20 protein-coding genes are annotated in these 22029 nt (G+C 63.8%); 12 read left to right on the forward strand and 8 right to left on the reverse strand.

Translation table 11 applies throughout. The features are described from left to right. Positions 1-125: 125 nt before the first annotated feature. The 4 genes from NKI69_RS14005 to NKI69_RS14020 all read left to right on the forward strand — a co-directional run bounded on the left by NKI69_RS14005 (position 126) and on the right by NKI69_RS14020 (position 7056). Positions 126-1130: an AAA family ATPase gene (locus tag NKI69_RS14005; protein ID WP_023809853.1), complete on the forward strand. Its 1005-nt coding sequence runs from the start codon at positions 126-128 to the stop codon at positions 1128-1130. Continuing rightward, on the forward strand, positions 1130-2095 hold the full coding sequence (locus tag NKI69_RS14010) for a DUF58 domain-containing protein (RefSeq protein WP_023809854.1): 966 nt from the start codon (positions 1130-1132) through the stop codon (positions 2093-2095). The genes NKI69_RS14005 and NKI69_RS14010 overlap by 1 nt, the downstream gene beginning before the upstream one ends. Next, positions 2092-4914 (forward strand): DUF4159 domain-containing protein, encoded by a 2823-nt coding sequence (locus tag NKI69_RS14015; RefSeq protein WP_023809855.1) that lies wholly within the window; start codon positions 2092-2094, stop codon positions 4912-4914. Before NKI69_RS14010 ends, NKI69_RS14015 begins: the two co-directional genes overlap by 4 nt. 63 nt (positions 4915-4977) lie before the next feature. Beyond that, on the forward strand, positions 4978-7056 hold the full coding sequence (locus tag NKI69_RS14020) for a hypothetical protein (protein WP_352721668.1): 2079 nt from the start codon (positions 4978-4980) through the stop codon (positions 7054-7056). Positions 7057-7058: 2 nt separating this feature from the next. Here the strand turns inward: NKI69_RS14020 and clpS are convergent, their stop codons facing one another. The 4 genes from clpS to NKI69_RS14040 all read right to left on the reverse strand — a co-directional run bounded on the left by clpS (position 7059) and on the right by NKI69_RS14040 (position 8648). Next, positions 7059-7364: an ATP-dependent Clp protease adapter ClpS gene (gene clpS, locus NKI69_RS14025; protein WP_023809857.1), complete on the reverse strand. Its 306-nt coding sequence runs from the start codon at positions 7362-7364 to the stop codon at positions 7059-7061. Between the two features lie 127 nt (positions 7365-7491). Then, positions 7492-7857, reverse strand: a complete 366-nt coding sequence (locus NKI69_RS14030) for a hypothetical protein (protein WP_023809858.1) — start codon at positions 7855-7857, stop codon at positions 7492-7494. A gap of 215 nt (positions 7858-8072) precedes the next feature. After that, on the reverse strand, positions 8073-8306 hold the full coding sequence (locus NKI69_RS14035; protein ID WP_013529962.1) for a hypothetical protein: 234 nt from the start codon (positions 8304-8306) through the stop codon (positions 8073-8075). Positions 8307-8345: 39 nt separating this feature from the next. Continuing rightward, a complete protein-coding gene (locus tag NKI69_RS14040; RefSeq protein WP_023809859.1) occupies positions 8346-8648 on the reverse strand; it encodes a hypothetical protein in 303 nt (100 codons plus the stop codon). 252 nt (positions 8649-8900) lie between these two features. Here NKI69_RS14040 and NKI69_RS14045 point away from each other — a divergent pair, with 252 nt between their 5' ends. Both NKI69_RS14045 and NKI69_RS14050 read left to right on the forward strand, forming a co-directional pair. Then, entirely contained in the window at positions 8901-9617 is a 717-nt protein-coding gene (locus NKI69_RS14045; protein ID WP_013529960.1) for a response regulator, read from the forward strand. Then, on the forward strand, positions 9614-11020 hold the full coding sequence (locus NKI69_RS14050) for an ATP-binding protein (RefSeq protein WP_023809860.1): 1407 nt from the start codon (positions 9614-9616) through the stop codon (positions 11018-11020). The genes NKI69_RS14045 and NKI69_RS14050 overlap by 4 nt, the downstream gene beginning before the upstream one ends. A 51-nt stretch (positions 11021-11071) precedes the next feature. Here the strand turns inward: NKI69_RS14050 and choV are convergent, their stop codons facing one another. The 3 genes from choV to NKI69_RS14065 form a co-directional block, all read right to left on the reverse strand. Then, complete coding sequence (gene choV / locus NKI69_RS14055; protein ID WP_023809861.1) at positions 11072-12253, reverse strand: choline ABC transporter ATP-binding protein; 1182 nt, start codon at positions 12251-12253, stop codon at positions 11072-11074. Continuing rightward, entirely contained in the window at positions 12250-13104 is an 855-nt protein-coding gene (gene choW, locus NKI69_RS14060) for a choline ABC transporter permease subunit (protein ID WP_023809862.1), read from the reverse strand. The genes choV and choW overlap by 4 nt, the downstream gene beginning before the upstream one ends. Positions 13105-13227: 123 nt before the next feature. Continuing rightward, entirely contained in the window at positions 13228-14163 is a 936-nt protein-coding gene (locus NKI69_RS14065) for a choline ABC transporter substrate-binding protein (protein ID WP_023809863.1), read from the reverse strand. Between the two features lie 258 nt (positions 14164-14421). Between NKI69_RS14065 and NKI69_RS14070 the strand changes: the two genes are divergently transcribed. Then, entirely contained in the window at positions 14422-15033 is a 612-nt protein-coding gene (locus NKI69_RS14070) for a thymidine kinase (protein ID WP_023809864.1), read from the forward strand. 70 nt (positions 15034-15103) lie between these two features. On the opposite strand, the gene NKI69_RS14075 is transcribed toward NKI69_RS14070, so the two are convergent. After that, positions 15104-16000 (reverse strand): DMT family transporter, encoded by an 897-nt coding sequence (locus tag NKI69_RS14075; RefSeq protein WP_023809865.1) that lies wholly within the window; start codon positions 15998-16000, stop codon positions 15104-15106. Positions 16001-16100: 100 nt separating this feature from the next. Here NKI69_RS14075 and NKI69_RS14080 point away from each other — a divergent pair, with 100 nt between their 5' ends. The 5 genes from NKI69_RS14080 to NKI69_RS14100 all read left to right on the forward strand — a co-directional run bounded on the left by NKI69_RS14080 (position 16101) and on the right by NKI69_RS14100 (position 21954). After that, positions 16101-16958 carry a LysR substrate-binding domain-containing protein gene (locus NKI69_RS14080; protein WP_023809866.1) on the forward strand — a complete coding sequence of 286 codons (858 nt, stop codon included), beginning with the start codon at positions 16101-16103 and terminating at the stop codon, positions 16956-16958. 94 nt (positions 16959-17052) lie between these two features. Continuing rightward, a complete protein-coding gene (locus NKI69_RS14085) occupies positions 17053-17442 on the forward strand; it encodes a c-type cytochrome (RefSeq protein ID WP_023809867.1) in 390 nt (129 codons plus the stop codon). A 311-nt stretch (positions 17443-17753) separates the two neighbouring features. After that, a complete protein-coding gene (locus tag NKI69_RS14090) occupies positions 17754-18842 on the forward strand; it encodes a hypothetical protein (protein ID WP_023809868.1) in 1089 nt (362 codons plus the stop codon). Positions 18843-18873: 31 nt separating this feature from the next. After that, on the forward strand, positions 18874-20019 hold the full coding sequence (locus tag NKI69_RS14095; RefSeq protein ID WP_023809869.1) for a hypothetical protein: 1146 nt from the start codon (positions 18874-18876) through the stop codon (positions 20017-20019). Between the two features lie 24 nt (positions 20020-20043). After that, the gene (locus NKI69_RS14100) at positions 20044-21954 is read left to right on the forward strand and encodes an AAA family ATPase (protein WP_023809870.1); all 1911 of its coding nucleotides are present in this window, start codon (positions 20044-20046) and stop codon (positions 21952-21954) included. The last annotated feature ends 75 nt before the right edge of the window (positions 21955-22029 follow it).

Genomic DNA, 22029 nt, shown 5'->3' on the forward strand with positions numbered 1-22029 from the left:
TGTCAGCCTAAGTCTGTGATTTAAGTTTCGACATAGGCGCCACGCGAGGCCGAATCGCGGCAACTTATGGTATGGTGCAGCCGTTGTTCCAGCCATGGTATTCCAACCACAAGGATCGATGCGGCATGAGCGTGATGGTCAAGGAAAGCCCGATCAGCGAAAAGGACATGATCGCCGAGGCCGAAAAGGCGCTTGCCGACATCTCCCGGATCCGCGACGGGGTCGGCCGGGTCATCTTCGGACAGGAAAGCGTCGTCGAGCGTACGCTGGTGGCGCTGCTGGCCGGTGGACATGCGCTTTTGGTCGGCGTGCCGGGCCTCGCCAAGACCAAGCTGGTCGAAACACTTGGCATCGTGCTCGGCCTCGATTCGCGCCGCATCCAGTTCACCCCGGACCTGATGCCGTCCGATATCCTCGGCTCCGAGGTGATGGAGCAGGACGAGACCGGCAAGCGGGCCTTTCGCTTCATCTCCGGGCCGATCTTCGCCCAGCTTCTGATGGCCGACGAGATCAACCGCGCCTCGCCGCGCACCCAGTCGGCGCTGCTGCAGGCCATGCAGGAATACCACGTCACCATTGCCGGCGCCCGCTACGACCTGCCGGCGCCCTTCCATGTGCTGGCAACGCAGAACCCGCTCGAGCAGGAAGGCACCTATCCCCTGCCCGAGGCGCAGCTCGACCGTTTCCTGATGCAGGTCGACATCCTCTATCCAGAAATCGAGGCCGAGCGCCGCATCCTTCTGGAAACCACCGGCATCGAGGACGCGAAAGCCCAGAACGTGCTGCAGCCGGTGCGGCTGAAGGAAATCCAGACGCTGATCCGCCGCATGCCGGTGCCGGAAAGCGTCGTCGAAGCGATCCTGACGCTGGTGCGCTCGGCGCGTCCCGGCCAAGGCAACGCCGAAACCGACAAGAACGTCGCGTGGGGCCCCGGCCCTCGCGCCAGCCAGGCGCTGATGCTGTGCACAAGGGCGCGCGCGCTTTACGACGGACGGCTGGCGCCCTCGGTCGACGACGTGCGTGCGCTGGCCGAGCCGGTGCTGCAGCATCGCATGGCGCTGACCTTCGCCGCCCGCGCCGAAGGCACCAGCGTGCGTGACGTGGTGGCGAAACTCGTGAAAGGGATTTGATGCCGCGCATCGGCGAGGTCCAGGCTCCGGCAGCGACGCGTGACGCGCTCGCCCGTGGCCGGTTGCGGGCCTCGCTTGTGCCAGACCTGCTGGTCGAGGCGCGGCGCATCGTCAACACCGTGATCGCCGGCTGGCACGGCCGCCGCAAGCGCGGCATCGGCGAGAATTTCTGGCAGTTCCGGCCCTATGTCGAGGGCGATTCCTCGCGCATCGACTGGCGCCGCTCGGCCCGCGACGACCACACCTATGTGCGCGACCGCGAATGGGAAGCCGCCCATACCGTCTGGCTGTGGGCCGACCCCTCGCCGTCGATGCTCTACAAATCGACCGGCGCCAGCGTTTCCAAGCAATCGCGCGCGCTGGTGCTGGCGCTGGCCATGGCCGAGCTGTTGTCGCGCAGCGGCGAGCGCATCGCCTGGCCGGGCCTCACCGATCCGTTCACCGCCCGCAACGGCGCCGAACGCATCGCCGCCCAGTTGATGCATGCCGGCGATTTGCCGGCAAAACCCGATTTGTCCGATATCAGGCGCTTCTGCGACATCGTCATCGTCAGCGATTTCCTCGATCCCGTCGAAGAGACGATGGCCTGGCTCGACGTGCTGGCCCGCCACGGCGTACGTGCCCACCTGATCGAGGTCGCCGACCCGGCCGAGGAGACCTTCCCCTATGCTGGCCGAACCGAGTTCACCGATCCTGAGACCGGCGACAAGCTGACCGCCGGCCGCGCCGAAATGCTGGGGGATGAGTATCGCCTGCTCTACGCCGCCCGACGCCACGAACTGGCAGCCTGGTGCAAACGGCTTGGCTGGAGCTTTACCGTCAACCACACCGATCGGCTGGCTTCCGACGCGCTGGTGCGGCTGCACATGGCGATGACCACTGATGGCCCCTCGGTCAGGCCGACCGCTGACGGTCGTGCCGGCACGATCGCCGGTGGCGATCGGCCAGGAAAGGCTGTCGCATGAGTTGGCTGCCGCTTTCCTTTGGCGCCCCCATGGTGCTGTGGGGCCTCCTGGCACTGCCGGTGATCTGGTGGCTGCTCAGGCTGACGCCGCCCAAGCCGCAGACCGAAATCTTCCCGCCGCTGAAGATCCTGGCCCGCGTGCTGAAGCGCGAGGAGACGCCGCAGCAGAGTCCGTGGTGGCTGACGCTGCTCAGGCTCTTGATGGCGGCCCTCATCGTCGCCGCATTGGCCGACCCGGTCTTCAATCCGCGCGAAAAGCTGCCGGCCGAGGGTGCAGCGCTTGCGCTCGTCATCGACAATGACTGGGCAAGTGCCGCCGACTGGGGCAAACGCGTCGCCACCGCCGAGCGGCTGATCAACGACGCCGGCTCCAACGGCGTGCCGGTCGTCATCGCCTTCACCGCCGAAAAGGCCAATGCCGAGATCGGGCCGTTCGATGCCGCCACCGCCCTTGACCGGCTGCGTGCCGCCAAGCCGCGGCCGATCCCGACCGACCGGCCCGCCGTCTATGCCCGCGTCGCCGGCGTGCTGGAGACCTTGCCCGGGGCCAGTGTCGCCGTGCTTGCCGACGGCCTGGCGGCAAAAGGCGATGAAGCCGCCTTCAACACACTTTTGTCGAAAAATGCCACCCGTGTCGTCTGGGCAACCGCAGACAGGCTGTCGCTGACCGGCCTGACCACCGCCGACAACCAGGTCGACGGCTTTGCACTGACCGCCATCCGCGCGCCGGGCGACCCTGCCCCGGCTCAGGTCACCGCCGGCGCCTTCGATGACAAGGGCCGCCGCATCGCCGATGCTACGCTGACCTTTTCGCCTGGCGAAACCACCGCCACCGGCACCATGGCGGTGCCGTTCGAGCTGCGCAACGACTTCGCATCCATCGCGCTCGACGGCGAGCGGCAGGCCGGTGCGGTCCGCGTGCTCGACGAAAGCTCCAAGCGGCGGCGCGTCGGTCTATTGTCGCAGGCCGAGGCCGACCAGGCACAGCCGCTTTTGTCGCCGCTCTACTACATCAGGCGGGCGCTGCAGCCATTCGCCGATCTGGTCGAACCCTCCAGCGCCGATCTTGCCGACGCCATCCCGCAGATCCTCGACCAGAAGCCCGCGATGATCGTCATGGCAGATATCGGCACCATTCCCGGACAAGTCCGGCAGAGGCTTGTCGATTGGGTCGACAATGGCGGCACGCTGGTGCGTTTCGCCGGTTCGCGGCTGGCTACTGCGGGCGATGACGACGATCTGCTGCCGGTCCGCCTTCGCACCGGCGAGCGTTCGCTCGGCGGCGCGCTATCATGGACGTCGCCGCAGCCTGTCACCGAATTCCCCAAGGCCGGCCCGTTCGCCGATCTGGCGCCCCCGACCGAGGTCACCGTCAGCAGGCAGGTGCTGGCCGAGCCGACACCCGATATCGTCGAGCGCACCTGGGCGGCCCTTGCCGACGGCACGCCGTTGGTCACCGGACTGAAGAAAGGCAAGGGCACGCTGGTGCTGTTCCACGTCACCCCTGAGGCAACCTGGTCGAACCTGCCGATCTCTGGCAGCTTCGTCGAGATGCTGCGCCGCATCGTGCAGCTGTCGCGCAACCAGGGCGCGGCCATCGCCAATGCCGAAGCCGCCGCGGCGTCGCTGGCGCCCTATCGCATGATTGCAGCCGACGGCTCGCTGGTGCCGCCGACGCCGGACGCGCGGCCGCTTGTACCGGGCGCTGGCGCGCTGCCGGTGACTTTTGAAAACCCGCCCGGTCTCTATGGTTCCGAGACGGGTGTATTTGCCCACAATCTGCTGGAAACCGACAGCAAGTTGGCGCCCCTGGTGCGCCCGCGAATCACTGTTCCAGTCACCTCGATCCAGTATGCCTTTGACGAATCGCGCAATTTGAAAGGCACGCTGGTCGCGGCCGCCCTGGTGCTGATGCTGCTTGATACGCTGGCGGTGTTCTGGATGGGTGGCCTGTTTTCACGCCGGCCGCGCCGCGCCGGTGCCGTGACAAGCGCCGCCGTCGTCCTGATTGCGCTCGGTGCCTTGTTCGGTCATGCCGACCTTGCCCGCGCCGACGACGCCAAGCCGGGTGACGAAATTGCCATCGAGGCGATTTCGAAGACCCGCATCGCCTATGTGCTGACCGGCGTGCCGGGCGACGATTCGATCAGCCGCGCCGGGCTCGAGGGCCTGACGCGCTTTCTGGTCGAGAAGACGGCACTGGAACCGGGCGAGCCGGCCGGCGTCGACATCTCGAGGGACGAGTTGTCGTTCTATCCGCTGATCTACTGGCCGATCGATCCGGCCGCACCGATGCCCAGCCAGGCCGCGATCGCCCGCGTCGACGCCTATATGCAGCAAGGCGGCACGGTGCTGTTCGACACCCGCGACCAGTTCGCCAACGGCATCGGCGCCGATTCGACCAGCCCGGCGACGGAGCGGCTGCGCGACATCCTCGGCAACCTCAACGTGCCGCCGCTGGAACCGGTACCGTCCGACCACGTGCTGACCAAATCCTTCTTCATCCTGCCCGAATTCCCCGGCCGCTTCGCCGGCAGCCCGCTCTGGGTCGAGGCCTCGCTCGACGCCAGCAACGCCGAGAACCGGCCGGTGCGCACCGGCGATGGCGTCTCGCCGATCATGATCACTGCCAATGATTTCGCTGGCGCCTGGGCGGTCGACGAGAACGGCGATGCGCTGCTTCCGACCGTGCCGGCAGACCCGATGCAGCGCATCTACGCGCTGCGCGCCGGCGTCAACATCATGATGTACATGCTGACCGGCAACTACAAATCCGACCAGGTGCACGTGCCCATCCTGCTCGAACGGCTGGGGCAGTAAGATGAGTTTGTTTGGTGCCCTCCGGTCTCGGATAAACCCTCCCCACAAAGGGGAGGGTAAGGGATGAACTGGTCGATCTCCTTCGAACCGCTGATCTCCTGGCCCCTGCTGGCCTTGGCGCTGGTGCCGCTGGCGCTGCTGGCGCTTGTCGGCCTGTGGTTTCGCCAGCGCGGCTCGGTCTTCCGCTTCGTCGCCCTTCTGGCGCTCGCCGCCGCCCTGTTCAACCCGGTGTTCCTCAACGAGGAGCGCGAGCCGCTGAAAAGCGTCGTCGCGCTGATTGTCGACCGTAGCCAGAGCCAGGATATCGGCGACCGCACCAAGCAGACCGACGAGGCACTGGCCGGGCTGCAGCAGCGTCTTGGCCGCTTCAAGCAGTTCGACGTGCGCGTCGTCGAAGCGGGTAAATCCGAAGCCGCCGAGGAGCGCACCGAGACACGGCTGTTCGGCGCGCTCGAGGGCGCCTTCCGCGACGTGCCGCCGTCGCGCATCGGCGGCGCCATCATGATCACCGACGGCGAGGTCCATGACGCCCCCCCGGCCGCGCCCGATTTCAACGCCCCGCTGCATGCCCTGATCACCGGCAACGACCACGAAAAGGACCGCCGCATCCGCTTCGAGAACGCGCCGCGCTTCGGCCTTGTCGGCAAGCCGCTCGACATGACCTACCGCGTCATCTCGACCGAAAACGAGACCGGCCCGGTCGATGTGCGCGTCTCGGTCAATGGCGAACAGGTCGCGGTCGAGCACGCCACCGTTGGCCAGGCGATGCCGCTGCAGGTGACCATTCCGGGTGCCGGGCGCAACATCGTCGAACTCGCCATCGACCGCGAACCGGGCGAACTGACCGACACCAACAACCGCGCCATCGCGCTCATCGACGGCATTCGCGAGAATCTGCGCGTGCTGCTCGTCTCCGGCGAGCCGCATGCCGGCGAACGCACCTGGCGCAACCTGCTGAAATCCGACGCCTCGGTCGATCTCGTCCATTTCACCATCCTGCGGCCGCCGGAAAAGCAGGACGGCACGCCGATCAACGAATTGTCGCTGATCGCCTTCCCGACCCGCGAACTGTTCGTCGAGAAGATCAAGGATTTCGACCTCATCATTTTCGACCGCTACCAGCACCGCGACGTGCTGCCGATCCTCTATTACGACTACATCTCCGAATATGTCGAAAAGGGCGGCGCGCTGCTGATCGCGGCCGGCCCCGAATATGCCGGCGAAAGCTCGATCGCGCGCACGCCGCTGATGTCCGCCCTGCCGGCGATGCCGACCGGCGAGGTGGTCGACAAGGCCTTCTATCCGCGCCTCACCGAACTCGGCCAGCGCCACCCGGTGACGCGTGGGCTGGATGGCTCCGCCACCGAGCCGCCGCACTGGAGCCGCTGGTTCCGCACCATCGGCGTGCAGAACCCCGAAGGCGCAGTGGTGATGAAGGGCGCCGACAACCGGCCGCTGCTGTTGCTCGACCGCAAGGGCGAAGGCCGCGTCGGCATGCTGCTGTCCGATCAGGGCTGGCTGTGGGCGCGCGGCTTCGAGGGCGGCGGCCCGCATGTCCAGCTCTACCGGCGCATCGCCCACTGGCTGATGAAGGAGCCTGAGCTCGAGGAAGAGCGGCTGACCGCCGACGGCCGTGGCATGGTGCTGGAAATCCGCCGCCAGACGATGGCCGACGATCCCGGCCCCGCGCAGATCATCACCCCGTCCGGCAAGACCTTGACCGTCAAGCTCGATAAATCCGAGCCCGGGGTCTTCCTCGGCAGCGTCGAGACCAGCGAGATCGGCCTCTATCAGGTCGCCAATGGCGACCTCACCGCGCTCGCCCATGTCGGGCCGGTCAACGCACCGGAATTCGGCGACGTCATTTCCACCGAAAGCCGGCTGAAGGCGCCGGCTGAAGCCACCGGCGGCAGCGTGCGCCGGCTGGCGTCGTCCACAGCCCTTGGCAGCGACGTGACGCTGCCCTCCATCGTGCCGGTGCGCTCGGCTGGCGCCGCGTCCGGCAACGACTGGATCGGACTGCGCACCACGGACGACAGCGTGCTCAAGGCCGTCTCGCGCGTGCCGCTGTTCGGCGGCTTCCTCGGCCTCGGCCTGCTGCTTCTGGCAATGGGTTCGATGTGGTACCGCGAAGGACGGTAGGGCTACTCTTCCGGCTCCGTCGTGAACATCAGCGGATAGCCCTTGGCCTTGCCGGCATCGGTGGCACGCGTCGCCTTGGTCTCGGCGACATCCCTGGTGAACACGGCGACGACGCAGACGCCACGCCGATGCGCGGTGATCATCACCCGATGCGCCTGGTCTTCGCTGAGTTTGAACTCGCCCTTCAGCACCGTCACCACGAACTCGCGCGGCGTGAAATCGTCGTTGATGAGGATGACCTTGTAGAGCTTTGGCCGTTCGACCTGCGGCTTGACCTGGACGCGCGGTTTTGTGGTGATTTCAGGCATTGGAACCGACCATTTGCGTAAGCGACCTTCGCCATTCTGGCACCAGCGAAAGCAGCCGTCTATTTTGATCAACGCCGCAAGCCGGGCGCGGCTATTCACACCTATGTGGGAAAGTGTCGTTTGCCGTTCAACGGCCCTGGCGACCGAACATCCGACGGCTTGGAATCTGCCGCGCGGTCGTGGCGGACGGCATATCGGGGCGAAAGCGGTTTCCACCGGCATCCGCCCGGCGTTCCAGCCAGGTCGCGATCGGCCACGCGGCGACGCAGATCAGCGTCGCGCCGGTCAGCACGACCAGCAGCCAGGTCTGTGCCGGCGTGATGTAGTCCCAGCTGGTGGAAATCGCCGGCGCGAACAGCGAAGGCTCGGTGCGTCCGGTGGCCGGATCGGGCACCGGGCTGGCGGTGAACAGGATCAGCACCCTGGCGACGCCGGTGGCAACCAGGCCGCCGATCACCATCGAGCGCAAAATGGACGAAAGCCGCTTCTTCATGCGGATTGTCCTACACGGTCGGCGTTGCAAACGGGTTAAGTGTCAGTCGAGGCGGAAGCTGCCGGTGCCAGACTTCGTCAAGATCAGTTGAACCCATCGACCCGCTTCATCGCCAACGTCAGGGCTTCAGCGGTTCGGACAGGAAGAAGGCCGCTCCAGCCGAAACCAGCTGGAGCGGCCTTGGTCAACAGGCCGGCATTTTGCGCCGGACCTTATTAGGTCTTCGGGGCGTCCTTCTTGACGGCCTTCTCGGCAGCCTTCTTGTGCTTCTTGACGGTCTTCTTGACGACCTTCTTCGGAGCAGCCTTGGCCGGAGCGGCAGTCGCCGGAGCGGTGGTCGTCGAAGCAGCCGGAGCAGCGGTCGTGGTGGCGGCGGCGTTGCCGAGAGCCGGCATCGCGAAGGCGAGAGCGACGGCGAGACCCGTTGCGGAGAGGATGGACTTTTTCATGGCTTCGTTTCCTTTTTATGCGGGCCAAGTTTCGGAGTGTTACTGAACCGGGTCGTTCGGCGTCACTCCAAGCAGCTTCAAAGCACTGGCGAGCATCCGGATGCCCTGCGCCTGTTTCTTGGCGGCGCAGTACCGGTTGCCCTTTCTCTGAAGTGCCTTTGCCGCGGTGACCTGCGTTGCCGTGGCATGGGTTTCGAGGGCTTCATCAAATTGGTGGCTAAGATTGGCGCACCGTTCGCTCCGGGTTGTGAGCGTCACCTTTGCGTCCGATTGTCCGACAGCGGCAGTGACCAGGCAGAAGCCCAGCAACGCACCCAACAAACTGATCGACAACCTTGGCATCGGTTTATCCGTAAACCCGGAGACTAGCGTCGCAGCCGATGACCTGACCGCCACGAGATCAGTTATGCCCTTGAAATTTTTCAGGAGTTTTTCTGAACTGTAGAATTTTGTTTCTGGATTGTGTCTGAGAAAGCCGGTGTGAACCCGTCATAGCCACTGGCCAACATATGGCCTGAATTCTATCGTGTGGGTTGCGACAGAAGGGCTTGGCAATCAAAGACAGAAGGGCTTGGCAACAATGACAGGGCTGCTGTGAAATCCGACGCACACATACTGATCGTCGACGACGACAAGGGTATCCGCGACCTGCTGCAGGAATTCTTCCAGAAACGGGGCCTGCACACCTCGGTTGCCGCCGACGGCATCGAGATGGAGACCATCCTGCGGCGCGTCCAGGTGGACCTCATCGTCCTCGACGTGATGCTGCCCGGCAAGAGCGGGCTGGAGCTGTGCCGCGACCTGCGCGCCCAGTATTCGACGCCGATCATCATGCTGACCGCCGTCACCGAGACGACCGACCGCGTCGTCGGCCTGGAAATGGGCGCCGACGACTATGTGCCCAAACCCTTCGACCCGCGCGAGCTTTTGGCGCGTATCCGCGCCGTGCTCAGGCGCAATGGCGCCGCCGAGCCGAAGCGCGCCACCACCAAGCAGATCTACCGCTTCGCCGGCTGGACGATGGATTGTGCTCGGCGCCGGCTGATCGCACCCGACGATGTCAGGGTCGAACTGACCATGGCCGAATTCAATCTGCTGCAGACCTTCGTCAAGAGCGCGCAGCGCGTGCTGACCCGCGACCAGCTCATCGAGCTGTCCGGCGGCGACAGCGACTATTCCTTCGACCGCAGCATCGACATCCTGGTCAGCCGGCTGCGACGCAAGATGGAGGATGACCCGAAGACGCCCAAGCTGATCCTGACCGTACGCAGCGGCGGCTACCAGTTCCTGCCCGAGACGACCTCCGAATGAGACGTTTCCTGCCGCAGACCTTGCCTGTCTGGGTGCTGCTGATCGTCATTGCCGGCCTGCTGATCAGCCAGGTCGCGACCCTCTATATCGTGTCGCGCGACCGCGCCGCCGCCAACGGCGTCGTCGACCTCTACCGGCTCAACGACCGTGCCTTCTCGCTGGTTCAGCTCATGCATGACGCCAGTCCGGACGAGCGCAAGGCGACGGCGACCGGCCTCTTCAACTCCACTTACGCGCTCACCGTTTCGGACACGCCGGCGGTCACTTCGTCGATCGCCGGCGACGACGAACTGGCCGAACTCGAAGACATCCTCGTCGGCCGGCTGTCGAAATTCGGCATCACCGATGCACGCGTGCGCCGCGATCCGGCGACGCGCGAGGCCGATGACGCGGACGGCACGGCGCCGGGACCCGACATCGGACAGGTCGAGCGTGACCTTCTGGTGCTGGCCGCCGACTTCGCCCAGAGCGACAAGCTGACGGCCTCGCTGCGCTTCGCCGACGGCCAATGGCTGAACTTCACCGAACCGATCACGCCCGTCGGCCCGATCCTGAGCTTCGACAGCCTGCCGCTTTATTCGCTGATCGCAGGGCTGGTGGTGATCATGTCGATCTGGTCGCTGCGCCGGCTGACGGCGCCCTACCGGATGATGGAAACCGCCGTGAACCGGATCGGCAAGGATCTGAAGAGCCCACCGATCGCCGAGAGCGGCAGCCGCGAGGTCCGTGCCGCCGCCAAGGCGATCAACGCCATGCAGGCGAGGTTGCGCGAATATGTCGAGGACCGCGAACATCTGGCGGCGGCATTGGCGCATGATCTGCGCACGCCGATGACCAGGATGCGCCTGCGCCTGGAGCTGTTGCGCAAATCGGCGGTCCGCGAGGCGCTGGCGCACGACCTCGCCGACGTCGAGGGCATCGCCAGCTCGGTGATCGACTTCGCCACCTTCGAAGTGACCGAGGAAAAGAACGAACGCATCGATTTCTGGTCGCTCGTGGAATCGATCGCCGACGGCTATGACGACGTGTCGTTCGACGACGAGACCCGTTCGCGCGGGCTGATCTGCATGGCGCGGCCGGTCGCGCTCAAGCGCTGCGTCACCAATCTGGTGCAGAACGCGGTCACCTACGGCAAGAAGGCGCATCTTTCGCTGCGCCGGTCGGAAGACATGATCCTGCTCACCATCCGCGATGAAGGGCCCGGGATACCGCAGGCACAGATCGACGCCGTGTTCGGCTCGTTCGTGCGCCTCGAACAATCGCGCAACCGCCAGACCGGCGGTCTGGGCCTCGGCCTGACCATTGCCCGCAACATCGCGCGCGCCGCAGGTGGCGAGATCCGCCTGTCCAACAACCCGGGCGGTGGCCTGCTGACGCAACTGCGCCTGCCGCTGGCGGCATAAAAAGCATTCAAGCAGCCTCCGCTGCCCGCGGCGGCGTCCACGAATTTGGCGTTACCGCCGCAGCACCGCGCTCAGCACATCGCGGATGCCGATGGCGCCGACGAAGCGCGACTGGTCGTCGAACAGCGCCACGGGTGCTGTCTGCGAGCGGTGCATGGCCAGCATGACGGTTTTCAGCGAGGTGCCCGGATTGGCCCAGAACACCTGCGCTACTTCCTCGGGCTGGCCTTCGACGTCGGCGCACGACACCCACACCGCCGGCTTGCCGTCGCGTTCGGCCGCCGCCACCAGCCCGTGATCGTCGATCTTGAAGCGCGTCGTCTTGCGGCGGTCGAGCCACACCCAGCCGTCCTTGCCGTGCTCCAGATCGCGACGGTCGCGCATCACGTTCCAGGCGGTCAGCACCGACAGCGGGTTCACATTGGCGATGAAGTCGCGGACATAGTCGTTGGCAGGCCGCAGCACGATGTCCTCCGGCGCGCCGGTTTGCACGATGCGCCCACCCTCCATGATGGTGATGTGGGAGCCAATCTTCAGCGCCTCCTCGAGGTCGTGGCTGACGAAGATGATGGTCTTCTTCAACTCGGCCTGCAGTTGCAGCAATTCGTCCTGCAGCTTGGTGCGGATCAGCGGGTCGAGCGCCGAGAACGGCTCGTCCATCAGCAGGATCGGCGCCTCGGTGGCGAAGGCCCGCGCCAAGCCGACGCGCTGCTGCATGCCGCCCGACAGCTCATGCGCGTATTTCTTCGACCACTGGTCGAGATTGACCAGCTTGAGCTGGCGTTGCACGCGCTCCTTGCGCTCGGCTTCCGGTACGCCGGCGAGTTCGAGGCCGAGACCGACATTCTCCTCCACCGTACGCCAGGGCAAAAGGCCGAACTGCTGGAACACCATCGCCACCTGTTTCTGGCGCAGGCGCCGCAGGGTCGCCTCGTCGCAGGTGACGACGTCGACGGTCTTGTCGCCATCCTTGACCAGCACCTGGCCGCGCGACACCACGTTGAGCCGGTTGACCGCCCGCAGCAATGTCGACTTGCCCGAACCGGAGAGACCCATCAGCACGGAGATTTCGCCCTCGTTCACGGTCAGGCTGGCGCCGGCGCAACCCAGTACATTGCCGGTCTTGTCGAGGATCTCGGCGCGGCTGGCTCCGGCGTCGACCATCTTCAGCGATCCGGCCTGGTCGGCGCCGAAGACGATATCGACGTTCCGGAAATCGACGGCGACGGTCATTTCTTGCCTCCAACGGCGATGCGGGTCATCCGGTCGAGCACGATGGCCAAAACGACGATAGCGAGGCCCGCCTCAAGCCCGAGGTCGATCTTGCGCGAACCCAGCGCCCGGTTGATTTCGGTGCCGAGGCCGCCGGCGCCGATCAGTGCGGCAAACACCACCATCGACAGCGACAGCATGATGGACTGCGTCAGACCGGCCATGATGGTGGGCAGCGCCGAGGGCAGCTCCACCTTCCACAGCAACTGGCTCTTGGTGGCGCCGAACGCCTCGCCGGCTTCGACGATCGACTTCGGCACCGAGACAACGCCGAGATGCGTGAGACGAACCGCGGTCGGGATGACGAAGATGATGGTGACGATGAGGCCGGGCGCATTGCCGAGGCCGAACAGCGTCAGCACCGGGATCAGGTAGACGAAGGTCGGCAGCGTCTGCATCAAATCGAGCACCGGCAGCATGACGCGATAGACCTTCGGCTTGTGCGCCGCCCAGATACCGAGTGGCACACCGATGGCCATCGAGACGGCGGCGGCGGCAACCACCAGCACCAGCGTCTCTACCGTCTGCTTCCAGAGGTTCTGGTTGAGGATGAACAGCAACCCGAGAAAGACAGCCACGGCCAAGCCTCTCGATCGCTGCAGATAATAGGCAAGCAGTGCAATCAGCGCGATGAGAAGGACCGGCGGTACCAGCAGCAGCGTGTCGACCACTCCGTCGAGCAGGAAATTCAAACCGCCGGAGAGACCGCGGAAGAAGGTGTTGAAATTGTCGGTAAGGAAGGTGAAGAACGCTTTGCCCCATTCGCCTATGGGGATCTTGTAACTGACAAAGAATTTTGAAATCGGATCCATCTTGCCCCTCTTTGACAGTCGCCGTCCTTGCCGGACGGTCATCTTGTCACAGGATATGAAAAAGGGCAGCCCCTTCTAAAGTGACTGCCCTTCTTGATCGGTCACGCCGAACGCAAGACCTGCTCAGCTTCCGAGCGCAGTCTTCACGGCTGCAGCCGCGTCGCCGCCATCGAAAGTGGTCACGCCGGCAATCCATGGAGCAACCGCGTCCGGATGCTTCTTGAGCCAGTCGGTCGCAGCCGTATTGGCATCGGCGCCCTTGAGGATCGCGTCCATTATCTCGCCTTCCATGTCGAGATTGAACTTCAGGTTGGCGATGAATTTTCCGGCATTCGGGCACTCGGTGGTGTAACCCTTGCGCACATTGGTATGCACGGTGGCTGCGCCAAAGCCGCTGTCGCCCATGCCATCGAGATAGGTGATCTTCATGGCACCCATCACCGGATGCGGCGTCCAACCGAGGAACGCGATCCACTCATTGCTCTTGATCGACTGCTCGGCCTGCGTGAGCATGCCAGCCTCCGAGGATTCGACCAGCTCGAAGCCTTCGAGATTGTCCTTCGGGTTCTTGATCATGTCGAGGATGATGCGGTTACCATCATTGCCGGCCTCGATGCCGTAGATCTTGCCGTCGAACTTGTCCTTGAACTTGCCGAGGTCGGTCAGCGTCTTGACGCCGGCGTCCGCGACATAGGTCGGCACGACGATACCGTAGCCGGCGCCACTGAGGTTTTCGCTGATGGTCTCGACCGAACCGTCGGCGGTGTAGTCCTTGATGTCGTTGGTCATCGACGGCATCCAGTTGCCGAGGAAGACATCAAGATCCTTGTTCTTCAGCGACGCCATGGTCACCGGCACCGACAGCTGGATCGTCTGCGGTTCGTAGCCGAGCGCGGTGAGCAGTACCGATGCGACGCCGGTCGTCGCCTGGATGTCGGTCCAGCCGACATCGGAAAGACGCACCGCCTTGCAGCTCGCCGGATCGCCGGCAAAGGCAGCGCTGGTGGACAAAAAAGCCGCCAGGCCGAGGCCGGCGACGAAAGAGTTCATACGCGACATAGACAGTCTCCCATTGTGATTCTTTGGCGAAGCGTAGCTACGGTTTCTATGCCCGCCTTGTTTCGTCAGCCAAACACCATTCTGGTGTGGTTTCAAGCATTAAGACAATCACGATCAACGGCGCGGGCTGGCCAATCAGCGACACATCAGGCGCTTTTGCCATGCCGGACGGTTTTTTCGAAGACGGGCGGGCTTTTTCAGGGGAATGCGGGCGACCGCCCCTCCCCGTATCAGGGCAAGTCGGCTTAAAAGAGCGGCATGGCCAAGCTTTACTTCCACTACGCGACTATGAACGCCGGCAAGACGACGATGCTCTTGCAGGCCTCTTACAATTATCGCGAGCGCGGCATGGGCACGATGCTGTTCGTCGCCGGCCACTACCGCAAGGGCGACACCGGCCTGATCTCGTCGCGCATCGGCCTGGAGACGGAAGCCGAGATGTTCCGCGATGGCGACGATCTGTTCACCCGCGTCGCCGATCATCACGCGCATACGTCAGTGCATTGCGTCTTCGTCGACGAGGCGCAGTTCCTCGAGGAGGAGCAGGTCTGGCAGCTCGCCCGCATCGCCGACCGGCTGAATATCCCGGTCATGTGCTACGGCCTGCGCACCGATTTCCAGGGCAAGCTGTTTTCCGGCTCGCGCGCGCTGCTGGCCATCGCCGACGATTTGCGCGAAGTGCGTACAATCTGCCGCTGCGGCCGCAAGGCGACGATGGTCGTGCGCCTCGGCCCCGATGGCAAAGTGGCGCGCCTGGGCGAGCAGGTGGCGATCGGCAAGGACGTCTATGTCTCGCTCTGCCGCCGTCATTGGGAAGAAGAAATGGGCCGCGCCGCGCCCGACGACTTCATCGGCTTTATCAAGGGCTGACTCTGTCTCTTGGTTTTTGGAGCAGTTCCCAGGGGGAGCGCTATGTGCTTTTCTTGGAATTGCACCGGGCTCATACGGTCGAGACACGCCACTTCGGAAACCGCCAACCCAGCCGCACACCCAGCGTCGCCACTGCAATCAGCGCCATGCCGGCAGCCTGCGCCAGCCCGAGCGGATGCCCATAGATCGCCCAGTCGACGATGATGGCGACGACGGGATAGATGAAGGTGATGACGCCGATCACCGGTGTCGTCAGGCGCGGAAAGGCCGAATTCATCAACACGTAGGCAATGCCGGTGTGCAGCACGCCGATGCCGAGCAGCCAGCCCCATGACGCAAGCGCAATATGTTGGCCGACGCCGGCGAACGGGGCGAGCATGACGACCCCCACCACCGTCTGGCAGAGTACCGTAATTTCGGCGCGCTGCTGACCAAGGCCCTTGGCGAGGATCGTTGTAACGGCGTAGAGCATTGCGCCGCCCAGCGTCAGCGCAATGCCCGGCGCCCAGTTGGCATCGTCGTGGCCGTGCGCGAAGACGAGGCCGCTGGCCAGCACGACGCCGAGAAACGCACCGAGCATCCACAGCAGTTGGTCGAGCGAGATGCGCTCCTTGAGGAAGACGACACCGATCAGGACCACGAAGAACGGCTGGATATGGTAGATAATCGTCGTCGTGGCGATCGATGTCATGGCGAAGCCGGCGAAGAAGGCCGTCCAGCTCAGCACCATGCAGACGCCGGCAAGTGCTGCAAGGGCAAGCCGAGACGGCGACAGCGTCCGATCCGGCAGATAGCCGCGCAACAGGCACCATAAGAAAAGGAATATCGCGCCGAACACACATCGCCAGAAGACGACGGCAACGGGATGCAGCCCCGATTCCGTGGCGAAGGCGCCGACCGTGCCTGCGATCACCATTGCCAGAGCAAGGCTCGCGGCCGGGAAGCGGGCTGTCGAGGCGTCCGTCATGTGATGGTTCCCAGCGATCCCAGCAACCATCTGGTCACTGGCGCCACCTTCAAACAAGCGAATAGATTTGGCATGACCTATTCGATATGCTGATAGCACCATGGCCGCGCCACTCGATCTCAATCTGCTGAAAACCTTTGTCGCCGTCGTCGAGAGCGGCAGCCTTTCCAATGCAGCACCCAGGGTCGGCCGCAGCCAGTCGGCGGTCAGCATGCAGATGCAGCGGCTGGAGGAGATAGTCGGCAGCCAGCTTCTGGTGCGTGGTCCCAGAACCGTCACTCCCAATGCGATCGGCGAGGATTTCCTGATCTATGCGCGCCGGTTGCTGAAACTGTCGGATGAAGCCTGGGCAAGCGTCACCCGGCCTAAGGAAACAGGCAGCGTCCGCTTGGGGGTGCCCGACGATTATGCCGCCTTCCTCCTGCCGCCCGTGCTCTCACGCTTCGCGGCGGAGCATCCCCTGGTGACGGTGGAGTTGATCTGCGAACAGTCGACCGCGCTGGTGAAGACGCTGGCGGAGGGGCGGCTGGATCTGGCGATCATCACCCGCTTGCCGGAGCAGCCGCTTGAGGTGATCCGGCTGGAACGCTTCGTCTGGGTCGCCTCATCAAACCATGTCGCCTGGGAGACCGATCCGCTTCCGGTCGCCTTGTTCGAACCGGGCTGCGCCGCCAGGATGAATGTCCTGCAGGCGCTTGGCGATGCCGACCGCTCCTATCGCTGTACCTATTCAAGCGCCTCTCTGCTTGGCCTGATCGCCGTCGTCCAGGCCGGGCTCGCGGTGGCTGGCCTCGCCCTGCGCAGCGTACCACCGTCGCTGCGCATCGTCGGCGGCAATGAAGGGCTTCCGGTGCTGCCGGACCTCGAAATCGGCATCCTGCGCAACCCGCTGTCGACGACCCAGGCGGTCGAGCGGCTGAATGATTTCCTGCGCCGCGATCTGGCACAACAGGCCTGACTCGCGGGCCTGTCTTCCGCAATCCCGCCGCGATGCAGCGTTTGTTAAAGCCTCGGTACTATAAGGCCGCCAGCCAGAACTCTCCGGAGGCAGCATGTTTCGAGCCGCTTCGTCCGCCAGCATCCTTCTCCTTGCCAGCTCGCTTGTGGCCCATGCCGGCGGCGACCCGGCCCTGGGCAAGAAGGCCTTCAACCGGTGCATGGCCTGCCATGAAGCAGCCACCGACCGCGACAAGGTCGGTCCGCATCTGCTGGGCGTCGTTGGTCGCACCGCCGGAAGTGCGGAGAGTTTTCTTGGCCGCTATTCCGAGGCGATGAAGAGTGCCGGCGCCGCCGGCCTGGTCTGGGATGAAGCCAATCTCACCGAGTATCTCAGGGCACCCAAGCTGAAAGTGCCCGGCAACAAGATGGCGTTTGCCGGCCTGGCCAAAGACGACGACATCGCCAATGTCATTGCCTATCTGAAGGCCGATCCCAAGCCCTGATCCGCTGTTCGTCAGCTCTGTAAAGCCGGCTTTCTCCTCGCATATCGCGGCCGCGATTGCTTCGGTGGTTTGCCCAATACAAAGGCATCCGTGCGCCTTCGCCTTGCCGCATGAAAGTTCAATGACAGCTGAACTATGGCTGGTCGGCAAGCTAATCACGCCAAGCCCACGCCTTCACTGGTTTTCAAGACCCTGACGAATTTTTTTGTTTTCACGCCGCCCTTATCTTCACGTCTTTCAATCCCCTGATGCCCCACATATATTCGCCGCTGTTCGCGACCAGCGACGTCATGCCGAAGCGGGAGGCCCCAATGGCGACATTGCAGAATTTCGACGCCGAAATTGCCAAGACCAAGCAGGTCGTGCAGGACATGCGCTCCAAGATCGAGCAATCCGGCACCATGCTTGATACGCTTGCCACATCAGACAAGAAGATCGGCGACGCAAATTTCGACCTCGAGAACGCCCGCATCGAGGATGTGCTGAAGCAGCAGAAGGTGATGGAAGGCAACATTGCCGACCTGATCATCGGGCTGGAGGACGCCACCAACGTCTTCGGCGCCGAGTTCGAGAGCATGAAGAACTACACCGGCTGGGAAAAATTCATTGGCATCTTCTCCAGCCAGAGCAAGCAGCGCATGCGCACCGACCGCGTTCGCAACATGTCGCTGGCCGGCAATCTGCAGGAACTGCTGGTCAAATCCGACACCATCGTCGGCATATTGAAGGCGCAGAAAGAGGTTCTCGACCAACGCTACAAGACCTCGGAAACCAGCCTGTCTCAGGTTATCGAGCGCCGCAAGACCACCATGACCAATCTCGAAGCCGTGCAGAAGCGCATCGAGGAGCTCAACCCGATGCTGCTCGACATCGAAAACAAGATCGCCGCTTCGACCAGCCAGAAAGACCGCACGCAGCTCGAAGGCGAACGCTCCAAGCTGGCGACGGAATACAACGAAAAGCAGGCCAAGGAGCAGGAGCTGCTGGCCGAGAGCCAGACGCTCGAGCGTTACACCTCGATGTTCCAGACCTTCGTCGATTCGCTCAACAACCAGATCGCCGCGCAATCGACGCTGATCAACAAGCTGACCATCGATACCGAGCAGCGCATCGTGCTCTACAAGGCGCTGGAAGATTCGCTGAAGACCGCGGCCCAGCAGGACGTCGCCCACAAGATCAACACGCTGGGCAGCCGGGTCGACAACACCGCCGAGGAAACCATGGCCGGCATCGGTGCCGCATCGCAAAAGCACATCGGTGACCTGCTCGAGATGCACGAGAAGAACATGGTCGCCACCGCCGACATCCAGCGCCGCAAGAAGCTGGCCGACGATGCCTTCGCCCGCCGCTTCGACGAGGTGCTGAAGAAGCACAATTCGGCTAACTACGTGCAGTCTTAAGGGTGACAGCACTGCCCGCGAGCGACCAGGCATGACCCCCGAAAACGAAGCGGCGGCACGGTATTTTTCCGCCATCACGGCCGCGCTCAGCGGCCTTGAAGTGTTCATGCGCGACGATCGCTCGCCGCTCTACCGGCATGGCATCGTCGCCAAGATCGTCGCCGAACACATCGCCAGGCTCGACAAGTCGTTTTCCTGCTGGCGCAACCGGCTCGGCTTCATGGACACATTCCGCATTTCGCGCGCCGAAAGCGGATTTCCGGTGTTCCAGAACCTGCTCGAACTGGAAAACGACCGACGCCAGGCCGACGCGCGGCTTGCCAACATTCCGCTCGCCGGCGAGTTGCGCGAGGAAATGGCCGACTTCATCCTGCGCCACAAGGAATTCCCCGCGGCGCTGCAGAAGTCGATAGCCGAGCGGCTTTATCTCGAGGACGTGAAAAGCGAGAACACCTTCGGCCCGTTCACCCTGGCGCAAACGGCCAAGGTCTCGGTCAATCCGAAGACGGGGCGGCCTTATTATCTCGTCCACTGGGCGACGTTCGACGGCAGCGCCAACCTGCCGCTAGTCTACATGGTGACGGTGGAGGATTCGTCCGAAACGATGATTCGCCAGCTTGTCGATAGAAACGGCAAGCTGAACGAGACGATTGACATTCCGCTGCCGGTCGATGGCCTGCTCAATCCCGAGCTTGCCCACCGTTTCGACGATTTCACCGAGAAGAACTCCGCCTATACGCTGTCGCCGGCGACCATCGCGGTCAATCTCGACAAGGATTTCGAGCCGCTGCACCCCAAGCAGCTGCGCCGCGTCGTGCTCGGCCCGTTCTATTCGGCTGGCATTACCGACAACAATTCGACGGTGACCGAGGTACTCGCCAAGGTGCGCAAGCCCGAAAATGCCTGGCTGCTGACCTGGACCATCCAGGAGGTCTATTCCAAGGCCGAGAAGCCCGGCCGCAAGGGCCTGTTTTCGAGCGAGAAGACGACCCAGGAATTCTTCATCAACACCGACGATCTGGAAGCCGCGCGCCAGGGCGTGTCGAGCTATGAAAACCACGCGCTGATCCCGCACGAGGCCTATCAGGCGCTCTACGCCGCTGGCGAAGCGCAAAAGGTCTTTGCCGGCTACAAGGTTCACATCCTGTCCAACGGACAGGTCATCTCGGACGTCTGACCGTCACACCACGGAGCACCCTTCATGGATACCGGCCTGACCACCATCCCGGAAGCCGCCATCGAGAAGCACCGCGCTACCGCGCAGAGCTTCATCACCCGTGTCGTCGTGCTGGAGGACCCGTCTAGCTCCTCCGGCACAGCGCTTGCCGGCACCAACCGCCGCTTCGTTTCGACCGTCTCGGTCGGTTCGGTGCGCCGCACGCGCGAGGTCGAGCTGTCGAAGACCGTCGGCGCCGTTCATCCCGATGATCAGCTGCTGACCATCCCGCAGCACACGCTCCTGTTTCGCGCCCGGCGCGGCACGGCGATCGCGCTGGCAATATCGGACGTCTTTGCCGAGGGCTCGGACCTTGAAAGTCTGCAGGCCAAGAACACCCGCGCGCCGCTCGAAGGCGACGAGGCGTCTACCTTCAAGAAGCTTCTGTCGGCCTCGGCTTACATTTCGGCCTTCAGCCTCGCCTCCTACCTGTTCCAGCTGATCGACAGCGACGGCGAGGCGCCCAACGACAGTCCCGAACCGGACTTCCTGTTCGACACGCCGCAGGATGCGGTGAAGTCGATCCTGGCCAGCCTCGACAAGGCGATCTCGGGATCGTCCGACGACGCCGACCTGATGACAAGGGCGCGTGCCTTCGCCCGCGTCGCCATCGACGGGCTGCTGGCCCGCAAGGGCCGCTTCGACGGCATCGGCCCGTTCGAGAACGCGCATATCCGTATCGATGCCGACGATTTCACCCTGGATGGTTTCGACGTCGCGCCGGGCAAGCGTTCAAAACCGCTGGTGATGACATTCAAGAAGCCGGAAGAGGTCGTCGGCAATCACATCGCCAAATACCAGTCGGTCAAGCTCGCCAAGATGCTGATGGCCTACGACTTCGAGCGCGAACTCAATCCGTTCGTCGAACTCGGCGGCTTCCTGTTCACGTTCATCGGCGACGGCGCCCCCGGCACCGGCAAGACGACCCTGATCCAGATGATCGCCGGCCTCGTCAACGGCTACTGCCAGGTCGCCGGCTATCCCTTCGCCTACGAGAATTTCGGCGTCGACCAGATCTCGTCCTATCAGGGCAAATCAGGCCAGAACTGCCGCCAGTTCATCAACAATGTGCTGAACCCGCGCGTCATCGGATTCGGCACCATCGACGACATCGACCAGGTGGCGGCGCGCCGCTCAGACGACCGCGCCTCGGCCGGCCAGCAGGAAATCACCGGCGTGTTGATGGATGCCTTCGCCGGTGCCGCGACCGTGGTGCGCGGCAATTGCTCGTTCGGCATGTTCTCCAACTATCCCGAAAATGTCGACGACGCGCTGCGCCAGCGCGCCGGCGCCCGCTGGCTGGTCGACGGGCCGCAGAGCCGCAACGACTACATCGATATTTTTGTCCTGCTGGCGGGAAAAAACCACAAGATCCCGCTCGGCGACCACGATCTCTACGCCGCGCAGGAAATCCAGCGCGCCGTGACCGAAGCCTATGAGGGGCACGAGAAGCCGCAAGAAGACGGGCTGATGAAGGTCTACGAGCGCTACATGAAGGAGAACGGCGCACCGAAATCGATGGCCGACATCGGCACCTATCTGCACCTGATCAAGGATGCCGAGCCCCGCTTCACCGGCCGCGCCATCAAAAACGTCACCGACGCCATCAAGATGCGCGCCATGGACATCGAGCTTCCCGACGACTGGTTCGAGAAGCCGGAAGTCTTCATGCACAAGGGTTATGACGAGAAGAAAGCGATGATCGAGGAACTGCGCGGCCCCTTTTCGATGGACATGGTCATGCAGGAGATCAACCGCTACGCCGACTCGGAGTTCCGCTATTCCGACAAGTCCGACGACTCCGCCGTACAAAAGCTGCTGCGCGACGCCCGCCTGCGCGAACGGGCCGCGCGCGAGATGGAGGAGATGAAGAAGAAGGGGCTGTGGAATGCGTGAGTGCGCGCCTACCCCCCTCTGGCCTGCCGGCCATCTCCCCCTCAAGGGGGGAGATCGACTTTCACCATCGCTTTT

This window comes from Mesorhizobium sp. M0491 (genome assembly GCF_040321265.1).
In the GTDB taxonomy this organism is placed as follows: domain Bacteria; phylum Pseudomonadota; class Alphaproteobacteria; order Rhizobiales; family Rhizobiaceae; genus Mesorhizobium.